Here is a 26,461-nt window from a genome sequence, read left to right as displayed (position 1 = left end):
ATAGTAAGAAATGAGGTGTGCGAATGAAATCTACTAATTGGCCAATCGGAATCGGCCTCTGGGCCATTCACCTCGGTGCTCTCGCAGTCTTCATCCCCGGCATGTTCAGTTGGTCCGCACTCGGTGTGATGTTCGCTTTATGGTGGGTCACCGGCGGCGTCGGCATCTCATTGTGCTACCATAGACTTCTCACACATCGCAGCCTCACCGTACCGAAGTGGGTCGAGTACACGTGTGCCGTGATCGCCACCCTTTCTCTGCAGGGCGGACCCATCGAGTGGGTTTCCACACATCGCATCCATCATGCGCACACCGATAAAGAAGGCGATCCGCACGACGCACATCGCGGATTCATCTGGACACACTTCCAGTGGCTGTACAGCCCGAACGACGCGCGGCCGACCAAAGCCGAACAGCGCCGGTACGCCCCCGATCTCGTGAAAGATCCATTTTACTGTTTCCTCGACCGCTACGAAGTGTGGCTGCAAGTGGCGCTCGGAGTTGGATTGTTTGCCATCGGCGGCCTTCCGTGGGTCGTCTGGGGAATCTTCGTCCGCCTTGTGTTCGTCTATCACATGACCTGGTTCGTTAACAGCGCTTCGCATCGCTACGGCTACCAGACGTTCAAGACCGACGACAAATCCACCAACTGCTGGTGGGTAGCGTTGCTCGCCTGGGGCGAAGGCTGGCACAATAATCATCACGCGTTTCCGTTCTCGGCACGCCACGGGTTGCGCTGGTACGAGATCGATCACACGTGGATTTTGATCAGGATTCTGCAGACGCTCGGACTTGCGTCCGATATCAAGCTGCCCACGTCCGATATGCAAGCGCGCCTGCTCCAGCACGACGAGGCGGCTTAGCCAGCCAGCTTCAACCTACCCAAGACCGCACCGGCCCCGTATCGAGATGTATCCATCCGTCGGGGTAGTAGCCGACGCCGCCCGCACTCGGGCAGGCGCGGCAGATCGCGGCCAGATCGTAGAGCGATACTCCGGGAACGTGAAAATCCACCGCTTCGCCGAACATGTGCAGCGACATCCACGCGGCGCCTTCGGTGCTCGCGTTCGTTTGAGGTGTTCTGTATCCGCTGTGGACGACGATCGGTCCGTCGATGCCGAACCGGTTGAGGTAATGCTGCACATCCCATAGCACTTTTATCGTTCGGATCGGGATCTTCACCCAACCGACGTAGGTTGGCACGTGATCGTCGCGCAGCACGCGGCAGAGCTTTTTGTAACCAGGAAAGTACAGCGTGCGTCCGTCGAGGGTGAATGGAGCCGTTATCTGTTCACCGTCGTCGAGCCGCTCGAGGCGTAGAACCCACTGCTCGGGCCCGGTTGCAAGCGCAAGCGACGGCAAGGCGAAACACGCCACTGCCGAAGCGCCGGTCACGAGAAAACGTCTACGCTGCATATTGTAGAGTATCGGCGTTTTTGTGTAGGAGGGCAACGGTACTAGGGCAAGCATCGCTTGCCCATTTGGGTGAGCGTTGCTCACCCTAGTACGGCACGTCAGAAAACTGGGCAAGCGTTGCTTGCCCTAGCACACCCGCCCTACGGGGCGGGTGCCAGCGGCGGCCTAAAGGCGTATGCCAGCAGCAGCGCCGCGATCCCGGCTATGATCGGCGTCCCGAGCACGATGTTCGGCGGCCAGCCCATGCCGGCGTGCAGCGCGATCGATACCTCATACGCTGCGGCCAGCAAGAACGCGGTTCCAAACGCGAACGTATAAAACGGCACACCATCGGATGCGCGCGCACCGAGAATCGCGGCTGTGATGTCGGCCACGATCCCCACCGCCAACACGCCCCACAGAAAGAAGTAATAATCGCTCACGACCACCATGCCAAGCGCATTGAAGAACAGCACGACTGTGAGCGCCCCGGCGGGCACGCGCCAGCGGCGCACGATGAGCAATAAGAATGCCATGGTCAACAAAGTCTGCAGCAAGACGCTGCCCAAACCGAAGCCCTGACTTTCCGATTCATGCGTGCGCGGGTTCCCGGCACCGGAGAAGATGAGTTCGCCGGTGCGCGTCCAGCTCGGCTTCTCGGAGTCGAGCGCGGGATTCCGTGTCGCGTCTGCGAGCTGCGTTCCGTCGGAGCGCATGACGAACACCTGCGGAATATCGTGAACGGTGGTCGTGAAGGCGATCGATTTTCCGTCCGGCGACCATGCGGGGTAGATATCGTCGCCGTCGCTGAACGGAGAGACGCGTTTTGCCGCGATGCCGGCGGCGTCCATCGTGTAGATGGACGACGTGCCGGAACCGACATCGAGCGCGTACGCGATCGTCTTGCCGTCGGGCGACCACGCGGGCCAACTGCCGTCGACGCCGGCGGTGGGCCATGTCGTCGGGCCGCCGGCTGCCGGAATGAACGCCACCCAGCTACGCTCGTCCTTGCGCGAGCCGAATGCGATCGTCTTGCCGTCCGGTGACCAAGCCGGACCGTTGACCGTGGCGCGCCCGGTGGTCAACACTCGAACGGCTCCGCCGGCCGCGGACACGACGTCGAGTGCGTAGTCGCCTGACGTGCTCGCCGGCGACGAGATGTAGACGATCGATTTTCCGTCCGGCGACCAGCCTGGTTGCGTGTCGTGGCGTCCGCTATGCGTGATCCGCGTCGCGCGCGACCCGTCGACCTTAGCGACGTAAAGATCGCTGACGCTGGTGTTCGGATCGGCCCGGCGGTAGACGATGCGTGTTCCGGCGGGAGACACAGCGGCTGCCCAATCGTCGGCGGACGGATCGACGATCAACCGCGTCTGGCCGGATCCGTCGGCGCGGGTACGAAAAACCGAATTGTACACCGGCTGCGCGGTGCTCTTGGCGCCGAACAGCGCGATCATCGGATGGGCGAATTGCGTGAATAACCCGAGCAGCGTGAACACGGCGCAGACCGAGAGCACCATAGGCCCAAGTTCGCGCCAACGGGCGGGCGCCGACGCGCCGATCCGAAAAGCCGCCGAACGCAGAGGACCGGTGAAGATAAGCGCCGCCGATGTCGCGAGGATCAAATGCGTGGGGCTCAACAGCGCTTCGACATCCTCTTCGATTCCGAAGAGCGTGTGCCAACCGAGGTCGAGCACGCCTCCAACCGCAAACGCGATGACGCCGACGAGCGACAATCCGTAGCCTAGCGGCAGCGCGTGCCGCCACGGGTACTTCTTCTGCAGCACGTTTCGCGCCATGACGATGCCGAGGACGATGCCGTTGAGCGCCATCGCGCCGTAGAGCACGGCGTGCCATGGTGTGAAAAAACTTTGATCGACTTTGCCGTGGCTATGAGCCCAAATATCTAGATCGAGTCCGCCGATCAAAAGCACGGCCAGAACGCCCATCAGCCATTCGAAACGCGTGGAAGACGGCGGGTTGGACGCTCGCGTCGCATCGTTCATGCAAATTTATTTGCCCGCCGCCGGAGCGGCAACCTCTCGGCGCGCAGGCGCGAACCGTCGCGCATACGCCTGAATATCCTCGATGCGGACGGTCATGAGCGCATGCGCTCGGGCGAATCGTTCTAAGCCCCTGCGCCGCATCGGCGTGCCCTCGCCGTCGAGAATCTCGCAGACGATGCCGGCCGGCGTGCATCCGGCGAACCGCGCCAAATCGACCGCTGCTTCCGTGTGACCGGCGCGGCTGAGCACGCCGCCCGGCTGCGCGCGCAGCGGAAACGTGTGCCCTGGATAGATGAAATCTGTATCGAGAGATGCCCGGTCGACCAACGCGCTGATCGTGGCGCTTCGATCGGTCGCGGAAATCCCCGTCGTGACTCGACCCCTCGCCTCGACGGGCACGGCGAATGCGGGTCCGTCGAATGCCGGCGCATTGCTCGGCATCGCGGGAATGCCAAGCAAGTCGAGCCGCGCGCCTTCCAACGGCACGCAGATGAGTCCGCGGGCGTACATCAGCATGAAGTTCAGCGCGTGGGGCGAGACGCCGTCCGCCGCCATCGTGATATCGCTTTCGTTTTCGCGATCCTCGTCATCGGCGACGATGATCATCGCGCCTCGACGCAGCTCGCACAGCGCGTCGTGGATCGCCGCGAATGCCATGAATATCCTCTCCGCGCCAAACGCGTACTTACTTTGTACCGCAAAGTTAAGCCGCTGTCAAGCACCAATCTCGCAAACGCGGGGCGGAAGACCTCAGAGCGTGACTGCGACGAATGCCAAGCCGATGGCCACCGCGTCTTCCGCAAGAGCCACGGCAAGCGCGGGAAACATCCCCGGACGCGAAAGCTCGACGCGGACGTACATGCCGCCAAACGCGCCCGCGAGCGCGCCCACAAGACCTAACACTGCGGCTTCCCATGCGAGCTGCGGCGGCGACCACGGGCGACGCACGCCCCAATACACGAGCGCGAAGCCGCAGAGCGCACCGAAGAGCAAACGCGCGGCTAAAGCCGGCGCTGCAGTACGCGGCGGCGCCTTTGGCGACTTGTCGCCGTACATCTCGAACAACGCGAGAACGGCCGCGACCCACGCGCCGGGAAGCTGGAAGAACAGCATGACGGCCGCGGGCGCCACGAGTGTCCGCAGTCCGGCGGCGATGCCGAGCAGCAGCACTTGCACGTAGATCACGGTTGAGTGCCGCCGATCTTCTTCACATCCGATGCCAAACGCCGCTCAAGCGAAGAAAACGCCGATTGCTGCTGCATGGTCGGCTGCATGTCGGCGCCGTCTACGGCGCCGAGCATCGCCGCAAGATCGCCGTTGAGGGCGTCGAGATCGTCGGCCGCCGCGCTTGGCGCGCCGTTGCCTTTCTCGCGCGCGCGTTTGAGAGCCGAATAATCGGCCTGCATCGCGCCTGCGATCGCTTGTGCAAGCGTGAATTGCGCGATCAATCCGGATTGCGGCGTCTTGACTCGCGGATCCATCTTGAGAATCAGCGGTCGCTCGTAAGTGTGGCCTCCCCACGTCAGCCGCACACGGTACGTGCCGGGCAACGCAAGCGGTCCTTGTGGAACCGGGGGCGTGTCGTGATAGATCGCCGATATCGGATAGTCGAACGACGTCGCGGCCGGATTCGGGTAGTGCAAGTCCCACACGAAACGATGCATACCGGGCGTTTCCGAAAGCTGCTGCGGTTGGCGCACCCAATACGTCGGCAAACGTAATCCTTGCATCGGAACGCTGAACTTTTCGTCGCTCGAGTAATGCCGCACGAGTCGGTTCGTCGAATCGTAGATCGCAAGCGTCAATCCGCCGATCCGATTCTCATTAAGATAATAATCCACGATCGCGCCATCCGGAGGATTCTGGCCGGCCGGCACTTCCGGCGGCAACGGCGTGTCGGTGTTCTGATCGCGCTGCATGCGATACGCGATTTGCGGTTTGAATAGAGACGCCGTCGCCGACACCACCGACGAATTCATTTGACGCAGCGGCGTAACGTCGTCGAGTATCCAAAATGAACGTCCGTGCGTGCCGACCACCAGGTCATCGCCGTGGATGGTCAGATCGCGCATCGATGTTGACGGCAGATTCAGTTGCAGCGGCTGCCAGCGGTCGCCGTCGTCGAACGAGACGTAGACGGCGCGCTCTGTGCCCGTATAGAGCAGGCCGCGGCGAACCGGATCTTCGCGAACCGTGTTCGCAGAGGCGTCGTCGGGAAGTCCGCTCACGATGAGTTGCCAGGTCTTGCCGCCGTCGTGCGTCCGGTAGATGTACGGGCGAAGGTCGTCCACGCGGAACCGGTTGACCGCTGCATACGCCGTGCGGGCGTCGAAGTGCGACGCGTCGAGCTGTGCGATTTTGCTCCACGAGGTCAACTCAGGCGGCGTGATGTCCAACCAGTGCCGGCCACCGTCGCCGGTGCGCCAAATCAGCCCGTCGTCGGTGCCTGCCCAGATGACGCCGTCTTGCACGGGCGAAAGCGCCAAGGAATAGATCACGCCGCGCCGTTCGAGCGGATCCGGTGCGAACGGACCGACGACCGAAGGCTTGGCCGGATGCGGCCGCGATAGATCTGGGCTCACAACCGTCCACGAGTGTCCGCTGTCGAGCGTCTTGAACAGCACGTTCGCGGCGAAGTACAACGCGTGCGGATTGGTCGGCGAAAACAGAACCGGCGCAGTTCGCCGCACCCTGTACGCCGTGCCGCTCACAACCGGCGAAACATCTTGCACTTGGCCGGTGGTCCAATTGAAACGCGACAGCTTGCCTCCGAACACGATGTTCGGATCGAGCGGATCCGGCGCGATGTAACCGTATTCTTCCGCACCCACGGGATGCCACTCGCGAAACGTTATCTCGCCGTCGTTGCCGCGGCTCGCGACGCCGGCCGAACCGCTCTCCTGTTGTCCTCCATAGACCCAGTATGGGAAGCGATTGTCGGTGATGACGTGATAGAATTGCGCGGTCGGCTGATTGTACCACGAGCTCCAGGTCGCGCCGCCGTTCACGCTGATGGTGGCGCCTTGATCGCTCGCCATGGCGATGATCTCGGGATGCAGCGGGTTTATCCACGTGGAGTGATAATCGTCGCCGCCGGGCGCGCCCTTAAACGATGTGAACGAGACGCCGCCGTCGTCGGAACGGTAGGACGCCGTGTTGGATACGATGATGCGATCCGCGTTGTCCGGCGCCACGCGCACCCATGCGAAGTCCGATCCTCGGCCGGTGATCCGCGATTCAGTGTTGACGCGCCGCCACGATTCGCCCGCATCGTCGGAGCGATAGACGCCAGTCTCGTCACGTGAGTCCACCAACGCGTACATGCGGTTGGAATCGTTCGGCGCGATGCCGATGCCGATGCGGCCGAGACCTTGCGCCCACGTGGGCAGTCCCTTGGTGAGCGGCTGCCACGAATCGCCGCCATCGGTCGAGACGTACAGTCCGCTGCCCGGGCCGTCCACTGAACCACCGGTCTCCCAAGGCAATTGCCGCGAAGCCCACATGTCGGCGTAGATCTTGTTCGAATTACCGGGCGCGAACGCGAGATCCACCGCGCCGGTGTTCTCATCCTTATATAGCACCCGTTTCCATGTCGCGCCGCCATCCAGCGAGCGGAACACGCCCCGCTCCGTGTTCGGGCCATACGGATGGCCGAGCACCGCCGCGAACACGCGGTTGGGATTCGACGGATCGACGAGCAGCGACGCGATCTGCTGCCCGTCGCGCAACCCTAAGTGCGACCACGTCTTTCCCGCGTCAATGGATTTGTAGACGCCGTCGCCGGTTGAGAGATCCGGGCGGCGCAACCCCTCCCCGCTTCCCACGAAGATGATATTCGGATCCGACGGAGCGAGTGCGAGCGCGCCGATCGATCCCGTGGACTCGCCGTCGAAGATCGGCTGCCACGTTTGGCCGTAGTCGGTCGTCTTCCAAACACCGCCGTCGTTGACGCCGATGTAGAACACATTGGGTTGCGTGGGAATCCCAGCGAGCGCGACGGTACGGCCGCCGCGATACGGGCCGATCATGCGCCAACGCATCTCGGCATATGCGCTTGGCGCGAATTGCGGCGCCGCCGTAACCGCATCCGCGGCGCTCGTTGTCCGCGCGGCGAGGACGATTGTTCCAACCACCGTGAGAATCAGGCCAAATCGCAGCACTTCGTCAGCTTTTCCATTTCATTCGGCGGAGCATTCGCGAAAGCGTTCGCCGCATGCGCATGCGTTGCGGTGTTCCCGCTCACGCACCCGGCGAACCTGCCCGCCCGGCGATCGTCCGGCGACCGCGTTCGACTACAGCGTCCGGTTGTAGACACAAAAGACGGAGTCGAGTTCGTAGCGTTCGGATTCGTAGAGCGCCTGCGCCCGTGTGTTGTCGAGCGCCGTGCTTAAGGTGAGGCCCGACGAGCCGGTTTCGCGCGCATGTTGTTCGGCGCGCCGCATGAGCGCGCGGCCGATGCCGGATTTGCGCGCGCCCGAGTCGACGAAAATATCGTTCAACAGCCAAAGGCGCCGCATATCAACCGATGAGAAAATAGGGTAGAGCTGGACAAAGCCTTGCGGTGTTCCGACATCGAACGCGATGAACAGCACAGATTCGCGCAACCGCCATCGGTCGTGGAGGAAATCGTGTGCGCCGGCCGGATCGGATGCGGCACCGTAGAACATGCGATACGCGTCGAAGAGCGGCGCGACGGCTCGGATGTCACCCGCCGTCTCCGGACTGCGGATCAGCACGTCAATTGCTCCATTCTCGCACGTTCCAAAGGTCCGACTCGATCGGTTCTGGTTTGAAGCCCTTGAGACTTGAATTCACAACGTAGACGAATCGTTGCCAGTGTAATGGAACGTAGGGCACGTCGCGGTTGAGCCGCGCAGCGATCAGCGCGTAGTACGGTTTGCGGACGCTCTGATCGTAGATGCCGAGCGCTGCTTCCGACCACGCCTGAACATCCGGGTCGTCATAGCGTGCCTGATTTCCGCCGTGCGGCCGGTCAAAACGCGCTTCGAGATAGTTCGCGCGATCGGGGTCGATGTCGAAGTTGAACCCGTCGAGCGACACATCGAACAAACCGTCCGCCGTGATGCCCGGTTCGCCGTACATCAATCCGATGGGCACGTAACGGATCGACACATCGGCGCCCACGGCCCGCCACGCAGATTGCAACACCTCGGGCAGCCCATGATCGGCCGACGTGCCCAAATAAGTGACAAGCGAAAATGCGAGCCGGCGGCCGTTCTTCGCCCGAATCCCGTCGGTACTTGCGATCCAACCGTCAGCCGTCAACATCGCACGCGCGCGCGCCGGGTCGTATCCAAACGCGCCGCGATCGTCTGCATACGCCCAATTGTTCGGCGGGATGAGCGTGCGCGCCGGATAGGCGATGCCGTTCGACGTTGATTTCGAGATGCGGCTCCGGTCCAGCGCCAGCGTCAGCGCGCGCCGAACCACAACGTCGTCGAACGGCGGGCGTCGCAGATTGAATGACAGAACGCGCAGAGTTGTGGAAAGGACGAGCGGCACGTCGAATCCGTCGAGCTTGCGAACCGTTTCGTATTCTGCGGGGATGACGCCGGCCACGTCCAGCTCATGACTTTCCAACATCGACACGACGGTGTTCTGATTGAGCACGACGTCGAAGTCGATCTCATGCATATGCGGGGCGCCGGCGAAATGGCCGGCAAACGCCTTGAGCACGATGTCCGATCCGTGGTCCCAGCGCGCGAGGGCGAACGGTCCGCTCCCGACCGGATGCGTGTTAAATGCGTCCTGATTGATGTTCGCCGAGCGTGCGAGCAAATGGGCAGGCACGATGAGGCCGTCCGTCGTCGCGGCGAACAACCGTCCGACGGCAGGCGCATACGGCTTGACGAGCCGCACCACAACCGTATAAGGGTCCGGCGTCACCACGCTGCGCACGTACGATCGATAGAAACCCGTATACGGAGAGTTGATCCCGGATTGGGTGAGCGTGTGATACGTGAAGGCGACATCGGCGGATGTCAGCATCGCGCCGTCTTGCCAGTGCACGCCGTGGTGCAACCGGTATGTTATCGTCACACCGTCGGCCGCGATGCCCCCGTTCGAGCGCGTCGGCACTTCGATGGCCAAGTCGGGGACGAGCTGCCCGCGATCGTCCAACTTCACCAGTCCGTCGAAGATCGCGCCCTCGACATCGGTCTCCGAAACGTCACGCGCCAGCAGCGGGTTGAGCGTGTTCGGTTCCGTCTGGATCTCGACGCGGGCCACGCCCGGCACGGTCCACGCCGGGTGCGCGCCGCCCACAGCCCCGCCGGATTCAGTCACATGCGAGCAGCCGGCGCACAAAATCGCGGCGATCAAGATACACGCACGGAAACCAACGAGGGCTAGCTGTACTAGGGCAAGCATCGCTTGCCCATTGGGTGAGCGTTGCTCACCCTCCTACGAGAACATCGAAGATGGCAAGTGTACTAGGGCAAGCATCGCTTGCCCAGAAAAAAAATGGGTGAGCGTTGCTCACCCTCGTACAAGGCAGAAAAACTAAACCCTAGACTCACCGCAGTGCGTCTAGGGTCTTGCTGTTCGGAAAACCGCTTACGATTGGTCAGCCTTCATGGCCGGCCGCCGAAGTGGTTTTTACGCGCGATGCTTGCTGAAGCAGTCGCGGCAATATACGGGGCGGTCACCGCTCGGTTGGAACGGCAATTCCGCCACGCCGCCGCAGTCGCTGCATGTGGCTTTGAACATCTCGCGCTTCGGGCGATCATCGGACCGGTCGTAACCGCCGCGCTGATTGCTCTGGCCGCCGCCGTTGCCGCGATCCGCGCCGCTGCCACGTTGCGCCTTGCGGGCCTCGCGGCATGCCGGGCAACGTCCGGGATCGTTGGTGAAGCCCTTTTGGGCGTGGAAGTCTTGTTCACCGGCGGTGAATGTAAATTGCGAATTGCAATCGGAGCACGTAAGGTTTCTATCGGTATATAACATGGACACTCCTCGCAACGGTCAATATGACCGCCGCAGCTGTCGGATTCAGATTTTAGTGTGTTGGATTCTCGACGACCGCGAAGAGGAGACCGAAACCTGCCTGATTCTGACCGCCGTGGGAGCCGCAAACGGCCCGCCCACAGACTAAAACTTAGTACATTATACCCTATTTTTGTGGAAATGGCAAATTCACGCTCAAAAGGCGCCAATTCCCTCGTCAATCACCGGAGCGGCTGTCCGCAGCGAAGTCTTCGACGCGCTGCGCAAACGTCCACTGATGCCCTTCGAGGTCCGCGACCTGATAGCAGCGGTCTCCCCAAGCTTGATCTTCGAGTTCGAGAACGATGTCCGCGCCAGCCGCACACGTTCGCCGATAATGGACGTCCACTTCGTCGACATACACGTAGAGCATCGTGCTGACATCCTGGCCGGGACTGCCGCCGTGCACCGAGGGCAGGCCTAAAGTGATGAGACTGTCGACGACCTCCATTTGGGTGCGCCCGATGACGCCCTCCGGCGACGTCTGGCGCGCAGCACCGCGTTCCCGGAAACCGAACACGCGCGTGAGCCACTCGATTGCGGCACGCGGATCATCGTAGATGAGATGCGGCCGGATCCGAGGCGAACCGTCCGGCGGATTGGCCACGACAGACGCGCGGTGCGCAGTCATCGCTTTACTTTCTCCTTTGGAGCCGACTTCGTCGCGGCGAGTTGACAATCCAGCTCCGGCAATTGCTTACTCATCCTTTTTAAGAGCGCCAATTCGAAGCGCACGGTCTCGATCGCGTATTGCAGGGTGAGGCCGAACGTGGGGAGGCGCCCTGTCCGATTCATCTGCTCCTGCAGATGCGACTTGAAGTCTGGGCCGTTGACCCGCGGTTCAAATTCGTCGAGGCAATCCTGCAGATCGCGGATGCGCCGTTTCAAAATCTCCGTCACGTCGGCCAACGGCAATTCGTTTGCGAAGAAAAACTGTCCGAGCCAAACCCGTCGCGCAGGCGGCTCGTCGATCTCTTCGCGCAACCATTCGCGCAGCGCCGTGGTTCCGGCGCGCGTGATGCGGTAGACGTTCTTGTCCGGCGCGCTCTCTTGCTTGACCACTTCCGCCCGCACCCAATGGAGATCGCGCAAACGATACAGCGCGCGATACACTTGCGACTGCTCGGCCTGCCAAAAAAACCGCACGACATGCTCGAATAACTTCGCGAGGTCGTAGCCGGAAAGGCCGGCGTCCTTCACGAGTCCCAGTATGAAGTAATCGAGGGCCGTGCTCGGCCCCGATCGCAGAATTTCGGGCGCTCCCTTGACAAGTCGGTTCACTGCGTGGTGCTATTTGCACATGCAAATAGCGCCTCCTGCTCCGCGCCGGGGCGCGGTGACCTTCATCTTCATCACGGTCATGCTCGACATGCTCTCGCTCGGCATGATCGCCCCGGTACTCCCCAAGCTGGTGGCGGGCTTTGTGGGCGGGGATGCGGCGCGCGCCGCCGAGATGTTCGGACTTTTCGGAACGGTGTGGGCGCTCGCTCCCACGCTCAGCTGGTTGTTTCTCGGACGGGCGATATCCGGCGTGACGTCCGCAAGGCTCATCACGGCGGACGCCTACATCGCCGATGTCGCGCCGCTGGACAAACGCGCCGCGGGATTCGGCATGCTCAGTGCGGCGTTCGGCGTCGGCTTCGTCCACGGGCCGGCGGTGGGCGGGCTGCTCGGCGGCTTCAATCCGCGCTTTCCGTTTTGGGTTGCTGCGGCGTTCAGTCTGGCTAACGCGTTGTACGGCACGCTCGTCTTGCCTGAATCGCTGCCGCCGGAGAAACGGACTGCGAGAGTTCCGTGGGAGCGCGCCAACCCGCTCGGATCCTTGAAGTTGCTGCGTTCCCATCCCGAACTGTCGGGTTTATCCGTTGTCGGTTTCTTGAGCGCACTGGCCGGGCAATCGTTCCCCGCCATCTGGGTGCTGTTCACGATCTATCAATATCATTGGGGTACGAGCATCATAGGTCTCTCGCTCGCGATGGTGGGCATAACCACTGCTCTCGTGCAAGGGTTCTTGGTGCGTCCGATCGTCGCGAGATTCGGCGAACGAACGGCGCTGGTCGCCGGACTTGGCTTCGGCGCGATCGGCATGACGATGTTCGGTTTCGCGAATACGCCGTTCTTGTTCTGGACGGGCATCGCCGTGATGGCGATGTGGGGATTCGCACCCGCTGCATCGCAAAGTCTCATGTCGCGACGCGTGTCGCCGGCGGAACAAGGCGAGCTTCAGGGCGCGATCAGTTGCATCCGCAGCCTCACTGCGCTCGTCGGCCCGGGGCTTTTCACGCTCACGTTCGTGGTGTTCATGGACACCGAGCGAGCTTGGTTTTTTCCGGGAGCGGCATGGATGCTCGGCGGATTGCTTGTCGCCGCAGCGGTTCCGCTGGCGTAGCTGGCCACGCGATCGCGCTCGCAATCGCAATCGCAAGTCGACGTTGAACGCGTGGCCAGCTAGCTCCGTCGAGTTGCGTATCCCTACCTGGTGAACAAGTCGAGCGTATTGGTGGCGTCGTCCACGAAGAAGAGACCCTGTCCGGGAACAAAGGCGAGTCCGAAAAGCGCGCCGGCTCCGGGCGGACTGCCGCTGCCGTCCAAAAGATCTCTCCTTACTTGTGCGCCGCTGATCGTCGTCGTGACCAAGTAGCCGTTGCTGCCGTTCGCGGAGAGAATATCGCCGTGTGGTCCCATGACGAGCCCAAGAGGATCGGCCAGGAATCTGCCCATCGTGACGGTGTCGCCCAACCCGGCAGATGTAGTACGGAACAACGGGTTCTGAATCGCGGCGATGCGATTGTTCAGGCTGTCAGCGACGAAGAGCCGGTTGTCGTCGGGACTGAGGGCGACGCCGGTGGGGCCGATCACGAGCGCACCTGGATCGGTTCGCTCGGGGAATCCACTCCCGATCACCGCTGCCGACGCTATGCCCGGCGGCGAACCGAACGGGATGACGAGATTCAAGCGAAGGACCGTTCCTCCGTTCACGATGCGGCCGTGACCTTGGATTGTTCCGTTCAACACATTGGTGATCCATAGCGCGACGTGCGAGCCGTTGTCGAGCCCAGTCATATCCCACGGGCCGTTGATCAGCGAACCGTAGAACGTTTCAGCCACTTGTCCGATGCTGTTCAGCACAATGATGCAGCCTGCACGCGCCGTGTCCGACATGCCGTCTTTTGTGGGTAAGCTTCCCACGAAAACCCAACCGCTGCGGGCCGCGAACAACGCGGTGGTCAGGCCAACGCCTCCAGGGCACTGCCCGTGCAGATGGTTCGGGTCGATCTTTGCAAATTGGGTGACGTGACCACCGGGCGAAATCTCCATAATCGTCGTTCCGGTGCCCTGCAAATTGCTAGCGTTGTTGAAGTTGCTGACGAGGATGTCGCCTTTGACGAGCGACCCGGTCGTCGCAGGAACCACCGCCATCCCGTACGGATTTATGTCGCCGTTTTTGGGGACAGTCGACGCGATGGTGGTTATCATACCGTTCTGAACGACGCCTGGAAATGCCGCGAACGGGGGAAACGGCGCCGCTGACGCCTGGACAGCGCCGTTCAGCGCACAAAGTGAAAAAAACGCCGCGAGAAACGCCGCGACGTTTGGAACGAAACGATTGCTCATTTTTAACTGCTCCGATCGGTAAATAGGAAGGTGCCTCACGTTACCCACCATTCATGAAAAAATGCTGAAACATGCGCGTGGATAGGTTTCCCGTGCGCGAAGAGGACCTAATGCTCGTACTGCAAAGAGTCGCGCCTAGCTGAAAAAGGAGCAGGTATGAGCAGCGTACGGGTGCTGGTCGGGACACGCAAGGGCGCGTTCGTCTTGACATCGGATGCAAAGCGTAAGCAGTGGAAGGTGGACGGCCCGCATTTTGCCGGCTGGGAGATCTACCACCTCAAGGGATCGCCCGCCGATCCGGATCGAATCTACGCATCGCAGACGTCCGGCTGGTTCGGACAGGTGATCCAGCGCTCAAACGACGGCGGCAAGAACTGGGAGCAGATGGGCAACGAGTTCGTGTACGACGGGGTGACGGGCACGCACCAATGGTACGACGGTACACCGCATCCATGGGAATTCAAACGCGTCTGGCATCTCGAACCGTCGCTGACCGATCCGGAAACGGTGTACGCAGGCGTTGAAGACGCGGCATTGTTCCGTTCAACCGACGGCGGCAAGAAATGGCACGAGCTCGCGGGATTGCGCACGCACCCGTCAGGGCCCAAGTGGCAGCCCGGCGCCGGCGGGATGTGCCTCCATACAATCATAGCGGATCCGCACCATCCGGGCCGCATGTTCATCGCCATCTCGGCGGCCGGCGTTTTTCGCACCGACGACGCGGGAGAAACGTGGCGCCCCATCAACCGCGGCTTGAAGTCGGAGAGCATTCCCGATCCGGAGGCTGAGGTCGGCCATTGCGTTCACCGCATCGCGATGCACCGCTCACGTCCCGACGTGTTGTTCATGCAAAAGCATTGGGACGTCATGCGCAGCGATGACGCCGGCGAATCGTGGATCGACATCGGCGGCAATCTGCCGACCGATTTCGGATTCCCGATCGACGTGCACCCGCACGAGCCCGATACGATCTACGTCGTTCCTATCAAGAGCGACTCGGAGCATTATCCGCCCGAAGGAAAGCTGCGCGTGTACCGAAGCCGGACCGGCGGAAACGAATGGGAGGCGCTGACGAAAGGCCTTCCGCAAGAGAACTGCTACGTCAATGTCTTGCGCGATGCGATGTCTGTCGACACGCTCGATTCGAGCGGGGTCTATTTCGGCACCACCGGCGGTCAGGTGTACGCGTCGGCCGATTCGGGCGACAGTTGGAATCCCATCGTGCGCGATCTACCGCCGGTTCTCTCCGTCGAAGTTCAGACGTTGCAGTGATCCGCGTCGGGCTTCCCGCGCATCTGCGGACGCTGGCGCAGGTCGACGGCGAGGTAAAGCTCGACGTCGAGGGCGAGATTTCGCAGCGATCGGTGCTCGACGCGCTCGAGGACAGCTTTCCAATGCTGCGTGGCACGATCCGCGACCACGTCACCAAAGAGCGGCGCGCATTCGTGCGGTTCTTCGCGTGTCAGGAAGATCTGTCTCACGAGTCGCCGGACGCGCCGCTGCCCGACGCGGTGGCAAAAGGCGCCGAACCGTTTTTGGTCATAGGAGCCATGGCCGGCGGCTAACGCGAAGCGGATTACTTCTTCGCCGAACACACAAGCGCGGTCAATTGTGCGGCGAACGGAACGTCGCCAAACCGTTGCCGTAAGCGGCCGGCCGTCGACTCGATTATCTTGTCCACGTCCGCGCCGCGCTGTTCGATTTCCAGTACGAAGGGGCCGCCGCGGATCGCTCCTGTGGCGATTTCAAACGGGTCCAGCTCGGCGCCCCGGCATTGAACTTTTTCGACCTTCGCGTCGCGCAAGCCGGCGTCGACAGCGAGTCGTTCGTGCTCGGCTGGGTCGAACATCCCGTACGGGATGTCGTAGAACCTTGGCGGATCCGACGGGAAGCACGCGCGGACGCCCGCGTACACTTCTGCCGGTATCACGTTCACCTCAAGTGAACCCCACGTATTGAAGAGCAGCCGGCCGCCCGGGCGTAGAACGCGTGCGGCCTCGCGCGCCGCTCGCGCCCGATCGGGAAAGAACATCCAACCGAACTGGCATACCACCGCGTCGAACGTAGCGTCTCCGAACGTGAGATTCGTCGCGTCTGCCTGATGCCACGAAATGCGTCGATCATCCGGCATTTTTGTGCGCGCTACGTCGATCATCGCTTCGTTGAGATCGGTCGCCGCGATGCTGCCGCCGCTGGACAGCTTCGCGGCAAGAGCCTGCGTAAGCACTCCTGTGCCGCAGGCGAGTTCAAGGATTTTCACGTCGCCGCCGAGTTGCAGCCGCGATACGAGATCGTGCGCGAAGGGCGTGAAATAAAGCGGTACGAGATAACGGTCGTAGTATTCGGGAATCGACCCGCTAAATTTTCGATGAACGCTATCCACGGGTCATCCAATGCGTCATTTCACGCCGCGGAACAAGAACGAGCCCGAAATCTTGTGCGACATAGTGGCCAGATCGGTCTGCATATGGCCGAGCTTTTGATTTGCGGTCACCGACTCCACTAACATCTTGGACAAACTGGCGTTCGTCTGGTTCAGCAGCTTGTTGGTCTCCGAAAGCCTGCTATCCATGCTTGTCAGCGCGTTCATGCGCGTCGACATGCTGTCTAGGTTGGCCGCCATCGAGTGGAGCTGCACTGCGACGAAGATGCCTCCGAGCAGCGCTACGGCGCACGCCAGGCCCACCAAGTACCGGATGGTCGAATTGCTCATACCCTACATTGTTCCCGCGCCGGCTGAAACTAGTCTGAAATCGCGCCGGCTTAGAAATGCCGCAGGTGCGCCTATCAGCCGAAATTTTCGCCTTTGCACTTGACAACGACCTGTTAAATATGGTATTTAGTCAGTTGACCAAGGCGCGTGACTAACTCAACAATAGTCCCGCAGCCCTCTGGCTTACTATTACCAAAGCAAAGGAGTATGGCCGTTCATGGCAATGCAAGCGCAAGACCGGACCAAGACATCCGGCAAATCCTACGTTCTCACCGGCACGCTGCTCGAGGCGTGCTCGTGCAAGACCCTATGCCGCTGCTGGATCGGTGAAGATCCCGACGGCGGTTCATGCGACGCGTTCAACGCATATCACATCGACAAGGGCGAAATCAACGGCATCGACGTCAGCGGACTCACGTACGTGCAGGTCGTCAAGATTCCGGGCAACGTGCTCGTCCCCAAGAGTTGGAAGCGCGTCACCTATGTCGACGGCAAGGCCACACCAGAGCAGCGCGCCGCGATCCTCGACGCGTGGCACGGCCGCCTCGGCGGCGCGCTTGCGGATCTGAACGGGCTCATCGGCGAAGATCTCGCCATCTACGACGCGCCGATCCATCATCATCTGACCGGCGGCGAGGGCACGATCGCGGTCGGCGACAAAGTCCGCGCGACAATGGCGCCGTATAAAAGCGCCTACGGAACAGCGACGACACTTCGCGACAGCATCTTCAGCACGATCGCCGGCGCGCCGGCCTACGTGTCGAAGGCAACCGAGCACGTCGTCAACATACCCGAGCACGGCATGGTGTGGACATTCAAGGATCGCAACGCCATTCAGGGCGATTTTCGGATGGAGGCATAACTGTGGCTGCGATTGCAGACCGACAGGGCAATCAAACGTCGTTCGCTCGAACGATCCGCCTCTTGCTGGCTTGCATCGTCGCGGCCTGGATCGTCAGCGCGTGGGCGGAGCTGAGCGGCGCCGCCGCCCAGTTCCACCACCACGCGCTGTACGAAAGCGGCCGGCCCTTCTGGCAGTCGGCCCTGCTCGTGCTCTTCTCCTGGCAAGTCATGACGGCAGCTATGATGCTGCCCTCATCACTGCCGTTCATCAGAATGTATCGGGCAGCCGCGGGCAACGCTCCCGAATTCCCGCGCGCGCTCGCGCTCTTCCTCATCGCGTACTTCGGCGTGTGGACGGCGTTCGCAGTTGCCGCGTTTGCGGGCGACATGCAGCTCCATCGACTTGTCGACACTTGGCCTTGGCTTGCAACTCACTCGCAGGTCGTCGCTGCGACGACGCTATCGCTTGCCGCCGTCTATCAACTCACGCCCCTAAAAGACGCCTGCCTGAAGGCTTGCCGCCACCCGGGCCTGTATTTGGTATCGCACTATCAACGCGGCGCGCTCAATGGGCTCCGTCTTGGTTTGGGCCATGCGCTCTTTTGTCTGGGTTGCTGTTGGGCGCTGATGCTCGTGATGTTCGCCGCAGGCGTCGCGCATCTCGCATGGATGGGCGTACTAGCGCTGATCATGCTCATCGAAAAGGCGGCGCCGCACGGAGACCGCGTGGTTGCGCCGGTCGGCGCATTATTCGGCGTGCTCGCGATACTTAGTTTGTTGGCGCCCGGAGCAGTGCCGGGGTTGTAATGTCCGGGAGCGCCTGGACTCCGACGGAGGACGAATAGCATCAAAGTTCGATCACGCGCGCGCCTCGGCATCACGCCCGCACGGGAAGAGGCCGAACAAGCGTTCCTCGATGCGGCGGAACGATTGCTCGTCAGCGTAGGCTATGCCGACATCACAACCCGCAAGCTGGCCGAAGAAGCTGGACTCAATCACGGGCTCGTGCACTACTATTTCGGGTCCATGCCGGAGCTGTTGCTCCAAGTCCTCGAGCGCCATACGGACCGCCTCATCAAGCGTCAACGCGAGATGTACGCCGAGGATAAACCGTTCATCGAAAAGTGGCGCAATGCGATGGGCTACCTCGACGAAGACTCGGCCGACGGCTACGCCAAGGTGTGGTTCGAATTGCAAGCGATGTCGTGGAACGACGCCGAGATGCGCAAGCGCGTCGCCAAAGTGGACCTAGCCTGGTTTCAAGTCGTCACCGAGGCGTTCGACAAGGCTTTTGACGAGTACGGACTTGACCGCAACGCATATCCGCTAGAAGCGATCGTGACGCTGGTCTCCACATTCAACCTGGGAATGCATCTGCGGATGCTCTCCGGTATCCGAACAGGTCACGCGGCCTTGCTTAAAGCCATCGATGATTGGCTTCAAAAACTCGAATCCCAAAAAAGGACGAAACGAAAACCATGAGAGCCCGCCTTCCTGATCGCGAGGGATACGCCGAACGCGATGGCAACAAGATTTTCTTCGAGGTCTTCGGGGACGGCCCGAACACCGTGCTGTTGCTGCCGCCGTGGGCCATCGGTCATTCGCGCACGTGGAAGCTGCAGGTGCCGTATCTCTCGCGGCACTTCCGGGTCGTCACCTACGACCCGACCGGCAATGGCAAATCCGATCGGCCGCAAGACCCCGCGCAGTACACCGACTGGAAGCGCGTTGCGGACGCGGTCGCCGTCATGGACGCTACCGGCACTGAAAGCGCGGTGATCGTCGGCATCTGCACCGAAGCGTGGGTCGCCGCCTTGCTTGCCGGCGAGCATCCGCTGCGCGCGAACGGCCTCGTGTTCTTCGCGCCGGTGTCGCCGTACGGCGAGTCGCTCGCCGCCCGCGAGACGAGCACGTTTGACGACGTCCGCGATACGTATGATGGATGGGAAAAAGAGAACCGCTACTATTGGCCGGAGCATTATCGCGACTTCCTGGAGTTCTTCTTCGACCAGGCGCTTCCCGAGCCGCATTCAACCAAGCAGTGGGACGATAGCGTCGGTTGGGGGCTCGAGACGGCGCCGCAGACGTTGATCGCCACAGTCGACGCGCCGGAATATCTTTCGACCCTTAAAGCGGAAGATCCCGAGCTTGCAGAGCTCTACCGCAAGATCGAATGTCCGGTGCTCGTCATTCACGGCGAGCATGACCGGCTCGTCTCGCCGACACGCGGTGTCGCGGTGGCGGAAGCGACTGGCGCAGAGCTGATGATCGTCGAGGGCGGCGGCCACATCTTGTGGGGCCGCCAGCCGGTGAAGATCAATCTTCTTCTCCGCGAATTCGCGGATCGGGTATTCGGCAACGGCAAGGCGCCGACGGCGCGGCGCTGGCCGGCCGCACGGTCGCGACGGCGGCGAGCGCTGTTCGTATCGTCGCCCATCGGGCTTGGCCACACGCAGCGCGACATCGCAATCGCGCGCGAGCTGCGCGTTCTCCAGCCCGATCTCGAGATCGACTGGCTCGCGCAGCATCCGGTCACTGCGGTTTTGGAGAAGAGCGGCGAGCGGATCCATCCCGCGAGCCGGCTGCTCGCGAGCGAGAGCAAGCACATCGAAGGTGAATCGGCGGAACACGATCTCCACGCGTTTCAGGCCATTCGAAACATGGATGAGATCCTGGTCAACAACTTCATGGTCTTCCACGACATCGTGCGCGACGATCCGTACGATCTCTGGATCGGCGACGAAGCGTGGGAACTCGACCACTTTCTCCACGAGAATCCCGAAGAGAAACGCGCTCCGTTCGTGTGGATGACCGATTTCGTGGGCTGGCTTCCGATGCCCGACGGCGGTAAGCGGGAAGCGTTCGTCGCCGCGGATTACAACGCCGAAATGATCGACCACATAGCGCGCTTTCCGCGACTTCGCGATCGCTCGATCTTCGTCGGCAATCTCGACGACATCGTGCCGGATAGCTTGGGCGCCGATCTGCCGTTGATACGCGACTGGACGTCGCGCCATTTCGATTTCTCGGGCTACATCACGGGTTTCGAACCCGCCGCGCTCACCGATCGCGCGGCGCTTCGAGCCGAACTTGGGTACAAACCCGACGAGACTGTGTGCATGGTCACGGTCGGCGGCTCGGGCGTCGGCGCGCATCTATTGCGGCGCGTGATCGAATCGTATGCCGCGACAAAGCGGCTCGTACCAAGCCTGCGCATGATCGTGATCGCCGGACCGCGCATCGATCCTGCATCGCTTCCGAGTATCGGTGGTCTTGAAATCCGCGCGTATGTCCACGACCTCTATCGTCATTTGGCGGCGTGCGACATCGCCGTGGTGCAAGGCGGCCTCTCGACGACGATGGAACTGACCGCCAATCGCCGGCCATTTCTCTACTTCCCGCTGCGCCATCACTTCGAACAGAATTTTCATGTGCGGCACCGCCTCGAGCGTTACCGAGCGGGACGTTGCATGGAGTACGATACCGCAACACCGGAAATCATCGCGCAAGCCATCGCAGAAGAGCTTAGACGAACCATCGATTATCGTCCGGTCGAGACCGGTGGCGCGGCGCTCGCGGCCGCGCGCATCGCCGAACTGCTCTAGCGCCGACGTGGGCTTTTGGACCGAATTGTAAGGGGCGCCGTCCCGGTACGGTGAGATAGTGCCCCGAATTACGGCGCTTTGCGTTGTGCGCTGCTTGGTCGGTTCCGATAACTGATAGGCAGTGAGTAGTCTACGTAAAGCAATCCGTCGCCTGGGCTTGTGGAGCCGGGTATCCGCGATAGGTCTCACATTGGTGCTGTTGGGAGGCGCCGTCTACGGGCCGTGGTTCTCGGGTCGAACCGACGCTGAGACGGCTGAAGCGAAGCTCGTGACGCAGCTCGATCTCAATTTCGGAAGCGCGAGCGACGCGCTGAGCGAGGAAGAAATCTACGAGGAACGCTACAAGTATAGTCCGACCGCTCAGAATCTTGACCTGCGCCGCCACTATGCGGCAGATATTGAATCGACGCTCAACGACGTGTTGCTCTTAGGCAATACCTCCGAGCGGAATAACGCCACAGAGCTGCTCGCCGAGCATCGCGCATACGTCGACGCCGCGAATCAAATGTTTGAGACTAGCTCGCCGAATCATTTGTCCCGAAGTGTTCTGGCGACCGAACGATCAGACGTCGATGCGATGCACGCTCGCATAACGAGCCGCGTCACCGAAACAAAAGATCGGCTCGATACGGAGCTTATCACGCGCGAGTCCACATTCCAAGCGACGAGTGTTTTCATCTCCAGACTCGCGATGGCGATATCGTTTCTCGGGCTCTTTTTTCTCGGCGTCTTCCTCTACGTCTTAGAGAAGTACCGCCGGCAGACCGCTGACGCGCACCGCGTAGAACTCACACGATTTGAGGAAGCAGCTCTCACCGACAATCTGACTTCGCTTGGAAATCATCGCGCATTTCAAGAGGACCTCCGCCGTGAATTCTCACGTGCTACTCGCCACGATGAGACGCTTTCGCTGGCACTCATCGATGTCGACGACCTCAAGGTGGTGAACGACTCGAACGGGCACCAGCGAGGGGACGAGCTGCTCGTCGGACTCGCGAAGCTGCTCCAACTCCTACGAGTAGAGGACCGCGCATTTCGGATCGGCGGTGACGAATTTGCCGTGCTGTTGACGGACACGAGACCAGACGAAGCAGAGAAGACGATGGAGCGCCTGCGATTGGCTGTGCAAGACGGCCTCGGGGGCGCTACGATCAGTATCGGAATCGCGTCGTGCCGAGGCGCCGAGCGGGATCCCGAAGTGATGAGGGGCCAAGCCGATGCGGCGCTGTATGCCGCAAAGCGCGGAAGGCGCAACGTCGTCGAGTCCTTCCACGAAGAGACCGACGGCATGTGGCTGTTCTCGTCGACGAAGGTCCGAAATCTCCGGCAACTTATCGCCGAGGGCGAGATAGGTGTGGCATTTCAGCCGATCTGGGATATCGCGCGGTGCGAGATAATGGCCTACGAAGCGCTTTCGCGCCCGGCCAAGAAATACGGCTTCGCAGGACCACAAGATGCGTTCGATCTTGCCGAAAGGGCCGGAACGGCGGACGAGTTGGATGCGGTTTGTCGAAACGCCATTCTTGCTCGATCTCGCGACCTGCCGGACGATGCGCTCCTCTTCATCAATATCTGTCCTCAATCGCTCGATCACGAAAGTTTCAGGGGCCCAGCGTTCGCCGAACTCGTAACCCGGGCGGGCTTGGCGCCTAATCGGGTGGTCGTGGAAATCACGGAAAGGGCAGTCACCCGGATCGACTCCGTCGTGGCGGCCGCGCGGGAGCTGCAGCGATTCGGCTTTCTGTTGGCGCTCGACGACACGGGCGCTGGTAATTCCGGCCTAGAGATGCTCAGCAAGCTGCCGCTTGATTACGTCAAGATCGATCGCACGATTATCGTCAAGGCGGTGAGCGACCCCGGAACTCGAGGCGTGCTCGCCGGCATCATCGCGATCTCGCGCGCGATCGGGGCGTATGTCATCGCCGAGGGCGTCGAGGACGAGGAGCTCTTGCGACTCGTCTGCAGCCATGAGCTTGGCGGTGCGGCCCGAGGCAGCGGCGTGAACGGCGTCCAAGGATACCTGTTAGGGCGCCCGTCCGAAGTGCTTCTGCAACGTGTCGAGCTGGACGCCACCCGAGCGTTGCTCCGGATCACCGGAACGTACAGCGAGTCGCTGCGGGCGCATCAGGCGGGCATAGTTTAGCGCAACCCGTCGGAATCTTCAATAGGTCGCGCGAATGTTCGAGACTGCGCGTTTGTGAGTTGCTATGCTGGCATTCATCTCACCACGCAGTCAGGACATGAGGCGGACCATGCATACACCAGAGTCTTGCCAAACTGATAGCCGTATCAGCGCCGGCGCAAAGGTCCTTGCCGGTGCGGCGAACGCAGTGGCTGGCGCGATGATCATCGGGATTTCGTACAAATTATAGTTCAAACGTGATAGCGTATGACGACGTAATCCGCACCTGTGGAGGGAATCGCCACGCTGCAAGACAGAACCGAGAGTTTGTGAAAAATCGATCGATCGATGGCGGAAAGACGTGGACACCGCTTTTCGATCTCTTGTTTCGCCCACATTCATGATTTAATGAACGAGGAAGAACCTGTGACAGCGAGCGAAGTGGGCGTTCTTGAAAAATGACACTCTGTGATGAACCGATAGGCGGTGACGTGTGAATGCTCAGCGGAATATGAAAGCGCTATCATTTGCGGCGGTGATGCTGGCCGTATCGTGCGGCTTTACCGCTATCGCGCGGGCCGATGAAGGTCCGACATTCGATGGTCCGATTTCCCCGCCGGAAGGGCAGTTCATCGACTCGATCCAGCGCGACTTGAGCAGCCGCTTTGCGCACGCGAAAGATGCCGAGAAAGCGGGCTACGTCCGCTACACAGGAGTCGACGACACCGGCGCGATCAGCTACGCGAATCAGCAATGGGTTTCCGACCCCACGCACCCAAGCCAACTCTGGTACGACACCGACGGCAATCTGCTCGGCGCCGATTTTTCCGTGCCGCGACCGACGGGTGAGCCGCGCCCGCATCTGTGGGGAATCGATCCTGGCCGCTGGGTCGAATTTGAGGGCCACGTCCACTACGTGCTTAAAGATCCCGCCACCGGAACCATGAGCTACGATCACTGGATTTGGAACAAAGATTTTGTTGCGGCTGGTGGGAGCCTTGATAAGCCGTCGGCCGATACCGTGGTGAACCTAGGCAAGACCACAAGCGCGGCCAATGTCGTCACGATCTTTGAGTTTCCCACGATTTGGGATCTCATCGTCTGGGTGAAAACTAATCCCGACGGCGCCTTCGCGTATAAGAATCCGAGTGTGACGCACTAAGCGCCGATCTAGGGTTGCGGGTAGACCGCAACCCCGATCGGGTTGAAGTTCGGCGGCGCAAACGTCTGTAGCACGTTGCCGGCCGGATAGGCATATTGTTCGATCTGATTGGTGTTTCGGTCGGCCACGAAAAGGCCATGCGGACCTTTGAAAGCAATGCCGACCGGCGCTCCGGTTTGCCCGAGCTGTTTGACAAGTGTGTTTGGAAGTTTGTAGATGTTGATCGAGGGAATGTCAGGCTGACTCACGACCAGACGATTGTCGCTATCGAAAGCCATTGATTGAGGCGTATCGTTCAATATGATGCCGAGGTTCACGGGCAAAACTGTTCCATGCTTGAACTTGTCGATCTGAAAGCCCGAAACGGTCGAGATTCCCCAGTAAACATTGCCGCGCTTATCAACGGCGATACCATAGCCTTGAGCGGCGCTCACGTCGAACATCTCCGATGTTGGATTGGTTGAACCATTCGAATAAACCATGATGGCAGCCGTCGGGCCGCTGTTAGAAACGTAGATCGTCCCATCGTCGCCCACGACCACGTTTGAAGGTGCTCCCGGATCGTAGAGGTTGTTTGAGGGAAATATTGATCCCGGCGGATAGATCCACACCGCATTTTGATCCGGATTTTCATTCGTGACATACAGATTTCCCGAACTATCGGTGGCAAGACCTTGAGGCTTAATGAGAGGGCCGGCACTCAGAAGGCCGACGAGAGCGCCCGTCTTTTGTTCGAATATGAGCACGCAACCGCCGCAGGCTGGATACGAACTAACATAGAGCAGCTTTGCTCCGGATGTTGCTTCCTTTGACATCCATCCCCGGCTCGCTAGCGGCGCTGCGGCTGACGGGAACGGACTAAGCACGTGCGAGCCCGCGAATTGTGGTGAGATCGGACCGCTTGGAATCGACGGCGGCGCAGTGCCATGGACCGCACAGCCGGTAAGCAACATGGCAAGCGCGACGAGCGCGGTCTGGCGCATGTGAAATGACCTCCCACTCTCAATACGACGAGAATCGACGCTTCTGGAAGGCGCAAGTCTTCGTGCGCGCCGGTTGGGGTCCTCGTGCGCCCCATGCAGGGAGCACCGCCTCCCTTTGGCCGCGGCGCTCCCCAAAGAATTACGGCGTTATTGAGAACACCGTTCCGTTGTTCGCGCCTCCGCCGGTCTTCGTAGTGCCGTAGAGTTTACCGCGAACCTCGATCATACTCGCCGAGGGGTTTGCGCCATCAGTCGGGCCGGCGAACGTGTGAATCAGGCTTTCTGTGCCCGACGGCATGATTTGGAAAACAGTTCCTAGTGTGTTTGCTCCGCCGGCAAAGGTGGTGCCATAGAATGTGCCATTGATCGCGACGAGGCCGGCTTCTGGATCGGCACCGTCGGAGCGTCCTCCCTTGAACGAGTGAAGCACGCTTTCAACGCCGGAGCGGCTGCTCTTGAAGACCGTGCCGTTGTTGCTCGTCCCACCCGACGAGGTCGTGCCGTACAGAACATCGTTCACCGCGATCAGGCCCGCAGTGGGGTTCGCGCCGTCGGAACCGCTCTGGAAGCTATGCACGATATTCTCAGTCCCCGATAAGTGGAGTTTGAATATTGTGCCGCATCCTTTGAAATTACAGCCTGATCCACCACCGAAGAACGTCGTGCCGAACAGAATATTGTTCACGGCGCTAAGACCCGCAGCGGGCAATTGGCCATCCGAACCACCCTGGAATCTGTACACGACGCTTTCGTTCCCGGATGAATCGATTTTGAAGACGGTTCCGCATCCGAATCCGTCTGCGCAGCTCGTCCCGCCGCCGCCCGACGTCGTTCCGAACAGGTTGCCGCCGATTTCGATGAGACTCGCGGTGGGACCAACGCCGTCCGAGCCACCTGCAAAGCTGTAGACGATGTGTTCTGCGCCAGACGGCGTTATCGTGAAGACGGCACCGTTACCCATTGTACCGCCATTGGCAATCGTACCAAAGAACACGCCGTGGACCGAGACAAG

Annotated in this window: 25 protein-coding genes; 10 read left to right on the top strand and 15 right to left on the bottom strand. The window is 61.0% G+C overall.

Annotated features, from left to right (window positions below; translation table 11 throughout):
* The first annotated feature begins 23 nt into the window (after positions 1-23).
* A complete protein-coding gene (locus VII69_09385) occupies positions 24-863 on the top strand; it encodes a fatty acid desaturase (GenBank protein ID HEY5095314.1) in 840 nt (279 codons plus the stop codon).
* A gap of 10 nt (positions 864-873) precedes the next feature.
* Here the strand turns inward: VII69_09385 and VII69_09380 are convergent, their stop codons facing one another.
* The 10 genes from VII69_09380 to VII69_09335 all read right to left on the bottom strand — a co-directional run bounded on the left by VII69_09380 (position 874) and on the right by VII69_09335 (position 11,687).
* Complete coding sequence (locus VII69_09380) at positions 874-1,416, bottom strand: DUF882 domain-containing protein (protein HEY5095313.1); 543 nt, start codon at positions 1,414-1,416, stop codon at positions 874-876.
* Positions 1,417-1,556: 140 nt separating this feature from the next.
* Positions 1,557-3,401: a hypothetical protein gene (locus VII69_09375; protein HEY5095312.1), complete on the bottom strand. Its 1,845-nt coding sequence runs from the start codon at positions 3,399-3,401 to the stop codon at positions 1,557-1,559.
* Between the two features lie 6 nt (positions 3,402-3,407).
* The gene (ribB, locus tag VII69_09370; GenBank protein ID HEY5095311.1) at positions 3,408-4,058 is read right to left on the bottom strand and encodes a 3,4-dihydroxy-2-butanone-4-phosphate synthase; all 651 of its coding nucleotides are present in this window, start codon (positions 4,056-4,058) and stop codon (positions 3,408-3,410) included.
* 93 nt (positions 4,059-4,151) lie between these two features.
* Positions 4,152-4,586, bottom strand: a complete 435-nt coding sequence (locus tag VII69_09365; protein HEY5095310.1) for a hypothetical protein — start codon at positions 4,584-4,586, stop codon at positions 4,152-4,154.
* Entirely contained in the window at positions 4,583-7,561 is a 2,979-nt protein-coding gene (locus tag VII69_09360) for a hypothetical protein (GenBank protein HEY5095309.1), read from the bottom strand. Before VII69_09360 ends, VII69_09365 begins: the two co-directional genes overlap by 4 nt.
* A 132-nt stretch (positions 7,562-7,693) precedes the next feature.
* Positions 7,694-8,137, bottom strand: coding sequence for a GNAT family N-acetyltransferase (locus VII69_09355; protein HEY5095308.1), 444 nt, complete (start codon positions 8,135-8,137; stop codon positions 7,694-7,696).
* Between the two features lies 1 nt (position 8,138).
* Positions 8,139-9,707 (bottom strand): ABC transporter substrate-binding protein, encoded by a 1,569-nt coding sequence (locus tag VII69_09350; protein HEY5095307.1) that lies wholly within the window; start codon positions 9,705-9,707, stop codon positions 8,139-8,141.
* Positions 9,708-10,019: 312 nt separating this feature from the next.
* On the bottom strand, positions 10,020-10,367 hold the full coding sequence (locus VII69_09345; GenBank protein ID HEY5095306.1) for a zinc-ribbon domain containing protein: 348 nt from the start codon (positions 10,365-10,367) through the stop codon (positions 10,020-10,022).
* A gap of 217 nt (positions 10,368-10,584) precedes the next feature.
* Positions 10,585-11,037 (bottom strand): VOC family protein, encoded by a 453-nt coding sequence (locus VII69_09340; GenBank protein ID HEY5095305.1) that lies wholly within the window; start codon positions 11,035-11,037, stop codon positions 10,585-10,587.
* Positions 11,034-11,687, bottom strand: a complete 654-nt coding sequence (locus VII69_09335; protein ID HEY5095304.1) for a PadR family transcriptional regulator — start codon at positions 11,685-11,687, stop codon at positions 11,034-11,036. The genes VII69_09340 and VII69_09335 overlap by 4 nt, the downstream gene beginning before the upstream one ends.
* A 55-nt stretch (positions 11,688-11,742) precedes the next feature.
* Between VII69_09335 and VII69_09330 the strand changes: the two genes are divergently transcribed.
* A complete protein-coding gene (locus VII69_09330) occupies positions 11,743-12,795 on the top strand; it encodes an MFS transporter (GenBank protein ID HEY5095303.1) in 1,053 nt (350 codons plus the stop codon).
* An 83-nt stretch (positions 12,796-12,878) separates the two neighbouring features.
* On the opposite strand, the gene VII69_09325 is transcribed toward VII69_09330, so the two are convergent.
* Complete coding sequence (locus tag VII69_09325; GenBank protein HEY5095302.1) at positions 12,879-14,021, bottom strand: hypothetical protein; 1,143 nt, start codon at positions 14,019-14,021, stop codon at positions 12,879-12,881.
* A 156-nt stretch (positions 14,022-14,177) separates the two neighbouring features.
* Between VII69_09325 and VII69_09320 the strand changes: the two genes are divergently transcribed.
* Complete coding sequence (locus VII69_09320) at positions 14,178-15,293, top strand: hypothetical protein (GenBank protein ID HEY5095301.1); 1,116 nt, start codon at positions 14,178-14,180, stop codon at positions 15,291-15,293.
* Positions 15,290-15,586, top strand: a complete 297-nt coding sequence (locus tag VII69_09315) for a MoaD/ThiS family protein (protein ID HEY5095300.1) — start codon at positions 15,290-15,292, stop codon at positions 15,584-15,586. The genes VII69_09320 and VII69_09315 overlap by 4 nt, the downstream gene beginning before the upstream one ends.
* Positions 15,587-15,597: 11 nt before the next feature.
* On the opposite strand, the gene VII69_09310 is transcribed toward VII69_09315, so the two are convergent.
* Both VII69_09310 and VII69_09305 read right to left on the bottom strand, forming a co-directional pair.
* On the bottom strand, positions 15,598-16,404 hold the full coding sequence (locus tag VII69_09310) for a class I SAM-dependent methyltransferase (GenBank protein ID HEY5095299.1): 807 nt from the start codon (positions 16,402-16,404) through the stop codon (positions 15,598-15,600).
* Between the two features lie 15 nt (positions 16,405-16,419).
* Complete coding sequence (locus VII69_09305) at positions 16,420-16,734, bottom strand: hypothetical protein (GenBank protein HEY5095298.1); 315 nt, start codon at positions 16,732-16,734, stop codon at positions 16,420-16,422.
* A 217-nt stretch (positions 16,735-16,951) separates the two neighbouring features.
* Between VII69_09305 and VII69_09300 the strand changes: the two genes are divergently transcribed.
* From VII69_09300 to VII69_09275, 6 genes are all read left to right on the top strand, one after another.
* The gene (locus tag VII69_09300; GenBank protein ID HEY5095297.1) at positions 16,952-17,596 is read left to right on the top strand and encodes a DUF1326 domain-containing protein; all 645 of its coding nucleotides are present in this window, start codon (positions 16,952-16,954) and stop codon (positions 17,594-17,596) included.
* Positions 17,597-17,598: 2 nt separating this feature from the next.
* Entirely contained in the window at positions 17,599-18,384 is a 786-nt protein-coding gene (locus VII69_09295) for a DUF2182 domain-containing protein (GenBank protein HEY5095296.1), read from the top strand.
* A 39-nt stretch (positions 18,385-18,423) separates the two neighbouring features.
* Positions 18,424-19,059 carry a TetR family transcriptional regulator gene (locus tag VII69_09290; GenBank protein HEY5095295.1) on the top strand — a complete coding sequence of 212 codons (636 nt, stop codon included), beginning with the start codon at positions 18,424-18,426 and terminating at the stop codon, positions 19,057-19,059.
* Positions 19,056-21,182, top strand: coding sequence for an alpha/beta fold hydrolase (locus VII69_09285; GenBank protein ID HEY5095294.1), 2,127 nt, complete (start codon positions 19,056-19,058; stop codon positions 21,180-21,182). Before VII69_09290 ends, VII69_09285 begins: the two co-directional genes overlap by 4 nt.
* A gap of 121 nt (positions 21,183-21,303) precedes the next feature.
* The gene (locus VII69_09280) at positions 21,304-23,325 is read left to right on the top strand and encodes a bifunctional diguanylate cyclase/phosphodiesterase (protein HEY5095293.1); all 2,022 of its coding nucleotides are present in this window, start codon (positions 21,304-21,306) and stop codon (positions 23,323-23,325) included.
* Positions 23,326-23,815: 490 nt separating this feature from the next.
* Positions 23,816-24,466, top strand: a complete 651-nt coding sequence (locus tag VII69_09275) for a hypothetical protein (protein ID HEY5095292.1) — start codon at positions 23,816-23,818, stop codon at positions 24,464-24,466.
* Between the two features lie 8 nt (positions 24,467-24,474).
* On the opposite strand, the gene VII69_09270 is transcribed toward VII69_09275, so the two are convergent.
* Together VII69_09270 and VII69_09265 are read right to left on the bottom strand one after the other, a co-directional pair.
* Positions 24,475-25,449, bottom strand: coding sequence for a hypothetical protein (locus tag VII69_09270; GenBank protein HEY5095291.1), 975 nt, complete (start codon positions 25,447-25,449; stop codon positions 24,475-24,477).
* A gap of 139 nt (positions 25,450-25,588) precedes the next feature.
* Positions 25,589-26,461 (bottom strand): choice-of-anchor tandem repeat GloVer-containing protein (locus tag VII69_09265; GenBank protein HEY5095290.1); only part of this gene is annotated, 873 nt, incomplete at its 5' end.

This window comes from Candidatus Eremiobacteraceae bacterium (genome assembly GCA_036511855.1).
Taxonomy (GTDB): domain Bacteria; phylum Vulcanimicrobiota; class Vulcanimicrobiia; order Eremiobacterales; family Eremiobacteraceae; genus JABCYQ01.
The sequence above is the reverse complement of the archived record's forward strand: the minus strand, read 5'-3'. Positions and strand labels throughout refer to the sequence as shown.

Bases quoted from the DNA above. Each gene is read 5' to 3' on its own strand.
- VII69_09300 (HEY5095297.1), top strand. From the start codon at position 16,952: ATGGCAATGCAAGCGCAAGACCGGACCAAGACATCCGGCAAATCCTAC.
- VII69_09275 (HEY5095292.1), top strand. From the start codon at position 23,816: ATGAAAGCGCTATCATTTGCGGCGGTGATGCTGGCCGTATCGTGCGGC.
- ribB (HEY5095311.1), bottom strand. From the start codon at position 4,058: ATGGCATTCGCGGCGATCCACGACGCGCTGTGCGAGCTGCGTCGAGGC.
- VII69_09345 (HEY5095306.1), bottom strand. From the start codon at position 10,367: ATGTTATATACCGATAGAAACCTTACGTGCTCCGATTGCAATTCGCAA.
- VII69_09325 (HEY5095302.1), bottom strand. From the start codon at position 14,021: ATGAGCAATCGTTTCGTTCCAAACGTCGCGGCGTTTCTCGCGGCGTTT.
- VII69_09380 (HEY5095313.1), bottom strand. From the start codon at position 1,416: ATGCAGCGTAGACGTTTTCTCGTGACCGGCGCTTCGGCAGTGGCGTGT.
- VII69_09385 (HEY5095314.1), top strand. From the start codon at position 24: ATGAAATCTACTAATTGGCCAATCGGAATCGGCCTCTGGGCCATTCAC.
- VII69_09270 (HEY5095291.1), bottom strand. From the start codon at position 25,449: ATGCGCCAGACCGCGCTCGTCGCGCTTGCCATGTTGCTTACCGGCTGT.
- VII69_09320 (HEY5095301.1), top strand. From the start codon at position 14,178: ATGAGCAGCGTACGGGTGCTGGTCGGGACACGCAAGGGCGCGTTCGTC.
- VII69_09285 (HEY5095294.1), top strand. From the start codon at position 19,056: ATGAGAGCCCGCCTTCCTGATCGCGAGGGATACGCCGAACGCGATGGC.
- VII69_09340 (HEY5095305.1), bottom strand. From the start codon at position 11,037: ATGACTGCGCACCGCGCGTCTGTCGTGGCCAATCCGCCGGACGGTTCG.
- VII69_09375 (HEY5095312.1), bottom strand. From the start codon at position 3,401: ATGAACGATGCGACGCGAGCGTCCAACCCGCCGTCTTCCACGCGTTTC.
- VII69_09305 (HEY5095298.1), bottom strand. From the start codon at position 16,734: ATGAGCAATTCGACCATCCGGTACTTGGTGGGCCTGGCGTGCGCCGTA.